The sequence below is a fragment of the Pseudomonas sp. PS01301 genome (genome assembly GCF_029960215.1).
Lineage (GTDB): Bacteria > Pseudomonadota > Gammaproteobacteria > Pseudomonadales > Pseudomonadaceae > Aquipseudomonas > Aquipseudomonas coleopterorum.
This window is the reverse complement of sequence record NZ_JASCPM010000084.1, coordinates 1-5,986: the sequence shown is the minus strand read 5'-3', so window position 1 is coordinate 5,986 and position 5,986 is coordinate 1. Positions and strand designations below refer to the sequence as shown.

Annotated in this window: 4 protein-coding genes; all 4 read left to right on the top strand. The window is 64.9% G+C overall.

From position 1 onward, the window contains the following. The first annotated feature begins 84 nt into the window (after window positions 1-84). The 4 genes from QMX89_RS22280 (at window position 85) to dbpA (ending at window position 5,901) form a co-directional block, all read left to right on the top strand. Window positions 85-1,527 carry a TldD/PmbA family protein gene (locus tag QMX89_RS22280; protein ID WP_282349920.1) on the top strand — a complete coding sequence of 481 codons (1,443 nt, stop codon included), beginning with the start codon at window positions 85-87 and terminating at the stop codon, window positions 1,525-1,527. Beyond that, window positions 1,524-2,852 (top strand): metallopeptidase TldD-related protein, encoded by a 1,329-nt coding sequence (locus QMX89_RS22275; protein WP_282349919.1) that lies wholly within the window; start codon window positions 1,524-1,526, stop codon window positions 2,850-2,852. The genes QMX89_RS22280 and QMX89_RS22275 overlap by 4 nt, the downstream gene beginning before the upstream one ends. Window positions 2,853-2,944: 92 nt before the next feature. Further along, window positions 2,945-4,411 (top strand): multidrug transporter subunit MdtD, encoded by a 1,467-nt coding sequence (mdtD, locus tag QMX89_RS22270; protein ID WP_139211034.1) that lies wholly within the window; start codon window positions 2,945-2,947, stop codon window positions 4,409-4,411. A gap of 104 nt (window positions 4,412-4,515) precedes the next feature. Then, on the top strand, window positions 4,516-5,901 hold the full coding sequence (dbpA, locus tag QMX89_RS22265; RefSeq protein ID WP_049861409.1) for an ATP-dependent RNA helicase DbpA: 1,386 nt from the start codon (window positions 4,516-4,518) through the stop codon (window positions 5,899-5,901). Window positions 5,902-5,986 lie beyond the last annotated feature (85 nt).

Here is a 5,986-nt window from a genome sequence, read left to right as displayed (position 1 = left end):
CTCCTACATGGGATCGCGTTTCCTCCGTAGGAGCGGCTAGCAGCCGCGAAGGGGCCGAAACTGCCCCACCACAGAGGCCTCTGAATGTTCGATTCCACCGCGCTGTTGCAACGACGCTTCGCCGCCCTGCGCACTCACGCCGAATTCTTCTCCCTACGCCATGTGCGCCAATCCAGCCAACACCTGGCGGTGCGCAAGAACATCGCCGAGCCGCCCAGCCTGAGCAGCGACGAAGGCGTGATGATCACCGTGCGCGTCAACGGCGTGGAAGCCTATGCCGCGACGGGCAACCTGTCCCAAACCGGTCTGCAACAGGCCCTCGAGCGTGCCGAGAGCCAGGCCCGCGGCATCTCCGCCCATGCCCTGCTCGACCTGCGCGAGCAGCCCGTGGCCGATGCCCGCTTCGACTACCTCTCGCCTGACCTGCAGCAACCCTTTCCCAACCTCGCCGACTGCTACCAATTGCTCGCCGACGAGTCCGCCCGCGTGCCGGACGATCCGCGGCTGGTCAGTTGGTATGCCGGCCTGGGCATCACCGATGTCGAACAGATCTACCTCAACAACGCCGGCGCGCAGATTCGCCAGGCGCAGCGCTTCGTCTTCCCCGGTCTGAGCGTGACGGCCTTCGACGGCAGTGACAGCCAGACCCGCAGCCTGGGCCGCGACAACTTCGGCCAGCAAGGTGGTGTCGACGTGATCGAGCGCTGCGGTATTGTCGGCGCCGGTCGCCAGGTCGCCGACCAGGCCCTGCAGTTGCTGTTGGCGCCCAATGCCCCGCAAGGTCCGCGTGACCTGCTGCTGACACCCGACCAGATGATGTTGCAGATCCACGAATCCATCGGTCACCCCTTGGAGCTGGACCGCATTCTGGGCGACGAGCGCAACTACGCAGGCACCAGCTTCGTCAAGGTCGAGGACTTCGGCCTCCTGCGCTATGGCTCGCCGTTGCTCAACGTGACCTTCGACCCTGATATCCCGCACGAACTGGCCAGCTACGCACACGACGACGATGGCACCCCAGCCAGCAAGCAGTGGCTGATTCGCGATGGCGTGCTGGTGCGCCCACTGGGCGGCGCCCTGTCGCAATACCGCAGCGGCATGGACGGCGTCGCCAACAGCCGTGCCAGCAGCTGGAACCGGGCCCCGATCGATCGCATGGCCAACCTCAACATCGAACCGGGCGAGCACAGCCAGGCGCAGCTGATCGCCGGCATCGATCACGGCATCCTGATGTCCACCAACCGTTCATGGTCGATCGATGACGCACGCAACAAATTCCAGTTCGGCTGCGAATGGGGCCAACTGATCGAGAACGGCGAACTCAAGGGCGTGGTCAAGAACCCCAACTATCGGGGTATCTCCGCCAGCTTCTGGAAAAACCTGCGGGCGGTCGGCGACGCCAGCACTCTTCAGGTGTTGGGTACGCCCAACTGCGGCAAGGGCGAACCCAACCAGGTGATCCGTGTAGGGCATGCATCGCCCAGCTGCGTGTTCAGCCAGATCGACGTGTTCGGAGGTGCCGCATGAGCCATCACGCCGAGCATTTCCAGGCACTGGTGCAAGGGTTGCAACACACCGTCGCCCCGAGCCAGCGCTTCACCCTGAGCTACAACGCCGAAGCCTCGGATTTCATCCGTTTCAACCATGCCAAGGTGCGCCAGGCGGGACAGGTGGCCCAGGCTACGGTGTCGCTGAAGTTGATCGAAGATGGCCGCCAGGCCGAGTTGCAGCTGACCCTGTCCGAGGATCTGGAGGTGGACCAGCAGCGTCTGGCCCAGGCCGTGCACCAGCTGAGCCAGACCCTGCCGCTGCTGCAACCGGACCCCTACCTGCAACTCAACACCTCGCAGTGGCAGACGCGCCATGTCGACGACACGCCGTTGCCCGATGCGGCTGAAGTCGTCGAGCAGATCGGTACGGCGGCCCGTGGTCTGGACCTGGTCGGCATCTATGCCGCGGGCACGATCTGCCGGGGTTTCGCCAACAGCGACGGGGCCACTGGCTGGCATCAGGCCAACAGCTTCAATTTCGATTTCAGCCTGTTCCATGCCAATGGCGAAGCGGTCAAGGCCAACTACGCCGGCCAGCAGTGGCAGGCACAGGCCTTCGCCGACCGCCTGGCCCAGGCCCGCGAGCAACTCGACCACCTGAGCCGTCCGCTCAAGGTGCTGCCACCGGGCGCCTATCGCGCCTACCTGGCACCGGCTGCGCTGGATGAAATCATCGGCATGCTGGGCTGGGGCGGCTTCTCGGCGCAGGCCATCGCCAGCAAGAACAGCCCGTTGCAACGACTGTATGCAGGCGAAGCCCGGTTGAGCGCGCAGGTGAGCTTCGAGGAGCGCGTCAGCGGTTCGTTGACCCCGGCGTTTTCCCAGGAAGGCTATCCGCGCAAGGACCTTTCGCTGGTCAGCCACGGGCTCGCCGCCGAGCGCCTGGTGGACTCGCGCAGCGCGGCCGAATACGGCTTGCAGGGCAACGGCGCGGACAACTCGGAGATGCCGGGCGCGCTGCAGATGGCAGCAGGCGACCTGCCCGTGGGCGACGTGCTGCAACGCCTCGGAACCGGGCTGTACATCAGCAACCTGTGGTACCTGAACTACTCCGACATGCCAGCGGCGCGCATGACCGGGCTGACCCGCTTTGCCACTTTCTGGGTGGAGGACGGTCACATCGTTGCACCGGTCAATACCATGCGTTTCGACGACAGCGTCTACAGTGTCCTGGGTGACCAGCTGGAAGCCTTGACGGCCGAGCGCGAGCTGATTCTCTCGACCAGTACCTACGGCGAGCGCCAGACCCATTCCAGTTTGCTCCCTGGCGCGTTGGTGAAGCGATTGCTGTTGACCCTGTAGGAGCGGTCCGTGGCCGCGAAAAATGCACCGCGCAGTGTCAGCTACACCGCAGTGCATGTTTTGCGGCCGATGCCCCCTCCTACCGGCTGGCCATGAACATTCATCATCAACCTCAAACAACAAGAGGCCCCATGTCCACGCGCCCAACACTGGATCCCGTTACCGCTCGCTGGCTGCCCTGGGTCATCGCCATTGCCTTCTTCATGCAGGCCCTGGACGGCACCATCCTCAACACCGCGCTGCCGGCCATGGCAAGCGACCTGGCGGAAAACCCGTTGCGCATGCAATCGGTGATCATCGCCTACATGCTGACGGTCGCGCTGCTGATTCCGGCATCCGGGTGGATTTCCGACCGCTTCGGCACGCGCAAGGTGTTCTTCAGCGCCATTATGCTGTTCAGCATCGGCTCGCTGTTGTGCGCGCTGTCCCAAAGCCTGGCGATGCTGGTGGTGGCCCGGGTGATCCAAGGCCTGGGCGGTGCCCTGATGCTGCCGGTGGGGCGGCTGGTGGTGCTGCGCGCCTACCCGCGTTCGGAGCTGGTGCGCATCCTCAGCTTCATCACCGTGCCAGCGCTGCTCGGCCCCCTGCTCGGGCCGACCCTGGGCGGCTGGATGGTGGAATGGTTGAGCTGGCACTGGATCTTCCTCATCAACCTGCCGGTGGGCGCACTGGGCTGCTGGGCGGTCTGGAACCTGGTGCCCGACCTGCGCGGCGCCGAACGCACGCGCTTCGACGGTATCGGCTTCCTGCTGTTCGGTGCCGCCATGGTGCTTATCACCATCGCCATGGAAGGCTTGGGTGAGCTGCATCTACCGCACCTGCGGGTGATGCTGTTGCTGTTCGTCGGCATGGCCTGTCTGGCCGCCTACTGGCTGCGTGCAGGCAAGATCGACAACCCGCTGTTCTCGCCGAAACTGTTCCACACGCGCACTTTCGCCATCGGCATTCTGGGCAACCTGTTCGCGCGCCTGGGCAGCGGCGCCCTGCCCTTCATGGTGCCCTTGCTGCTGCAAGTGGCGCTGGGGCACTCGCCGTCGGAAGCCGGCATGAGCATGATCCCGCTGGCGGCGGCGGCCATGGTGGCCAAATCGTTTTCCCGGCCGATCATCGAGCGCTTCGGCTATCGCATCGTGCTCACCGGCAACACCCTGCTGCTGGGCCTGTTGCTGGCCAGCCTCGGCCTGGTCTCGGAAACTACCCCCTACTGGCTGCTGCTGACCCAGCTGGGCCTGCTCGGCGCGGTGAACTCGTTGCAGTTCGCGGCGATGAACACCGTGACCCTGATCGACCTGGACGACGAAAGCGCCAGCAGCGGCAACGGTCTGCTGTCGGTGGTGGCGCAGCTTTCCCTGGGCTTGGGCGTGGCCTGCGCCGGTGCTCTGCTGGGCGGTTTCACCGCGTCCTTGGGCAACGAGGGCGTGGACACGGTGCTGGGTGCTTTCCAGGCGACCTTCCTGACCATCGGCCTGATGGCAATGCTGGCCGCCGGGATCTTCGTGCAGCTGTCCGACAGCGATGGACGGCGCGCACCTCGTCAGGAACCTCCGGTTGAGCACTAGGGTCTGTGTGAAAAGTGGCTTTTCACACAGAGCCTAAGCAGATTTAGGGCGAAAGGTCACGGGGCTGATACACTGCGCGACATTTTGTTTTGCAGGCCCGTCCCGTGACCACCATTGCCACTGCTTTCAACACGCTGCCCTTGTCCGCCGCCATGCTGGCCAACCTGGAATCCCTCGGGTATGCCCAGATGACGCCGATCCAGGCGCAGAGCCTGCCGGTGATTCTGAAAGGCATGGACCTGATCGCCCAGGCCAAGACCGGCAGCGGCAAGACGGCCGCGTTCGGCATCGGCCTGCTGAACCCGATCAATCCGCGCTATTTCGGCTGCCAGGCGCTGATCATGTGCCCCACCCGCGAGCTGGCGGATCAGGTGGCCAAGGAAATCCGCCGCCTGGCGCGTGCCGAAGACAACATCAAGGTGCTGACCCTGTGCGGCGGCGTGTCGTTCGGCCCGCAGATCGCTTCGCTGGAGCACGGCGCGCACATCATCGTCGGCACACCGGGACGCATCCAGCAGCACCTGCGCAAGGGCTCGCTGGTGCTCGACGGGCTCAACACCCTGGTACTCGACGAAGCCGATCGCATGCTCGACATGGGCTTCTACGACGCCATCGCCGACATCATCGAGCAGACCCCGGAACGCCGGCAGACCTTGCTGTTCTCGGCCACCTACCCGGTCGGGATCAAGCAGCTGTCGTCCAAGTTCATGCGCGATCCGCAGCAGGTCAAGGCCGAGGCCCTGCACGCCGACAGCCAGATCGAGCAGCGTTTCTACGAGATTTCGCCGGATGACCGCATGGCCGCCGTGGTGCGTGCCCTGGGTCACTTCCGCCCGCAGTCGTGCGTGGCGTTCTGCTACACCAAGCAGCAGTGCCAGGAAGTGGTCGATCACCTGACCAGCAAAGGCATCAGCGCCGTGGCGCTGCATGGCGACCTGGAGCAGCGCGACCGTGATCAGGTCCTGGCGATGTTCGCCAACCGCAGTACGTCGGTGCTGGTGGCGACCGACGTGGCCGCCCGCGGCCTGGACATCGATGCCCTGGACATGGTCATCAACGTCGAACTGGCGCGCGATTCGGAAATTCACATCCACCGTGTGGGCCGTACCGGTCGCGCCGGGGAGAAAGGTTTGGCGATCAGCTTCGTCGCTCCGGCCGAGGCGCATCGGGCGCAGGCCATCGAGCAGTTGCAGAAATCGCCACTGGCCTGGGCCGAGCTCGACAGCCTGACCTCCAAGGGCGGCGAGCCGCTGCTGCCACCGATGAGCACCCTGTGCATCGGTGCCGGACGCAAGGACAAGGTGCGTCCGGGCGATATCCTCGGCGCACTCACCGGCGATGCGGGCATTCCCGGCACTCAGGTCGGCAAGATCGCCATTTTCGATTTCCAGGCCTACGTGGCCGTGGAACGCGGGATCGCCAAGCAGGCGCTGCAGCGTCTGAACAGCGGCAAGATCAAGGGCCGTTCGCTGCGCGTGCGGATTTTGTAAGCGGCAGGTTTGGCCTCTTCGCGGGCAGAGCCCGCTCCCACAGGGTGATGTCCGAACGCTTAACCTTGTGGGAGCGGGCTCTGCC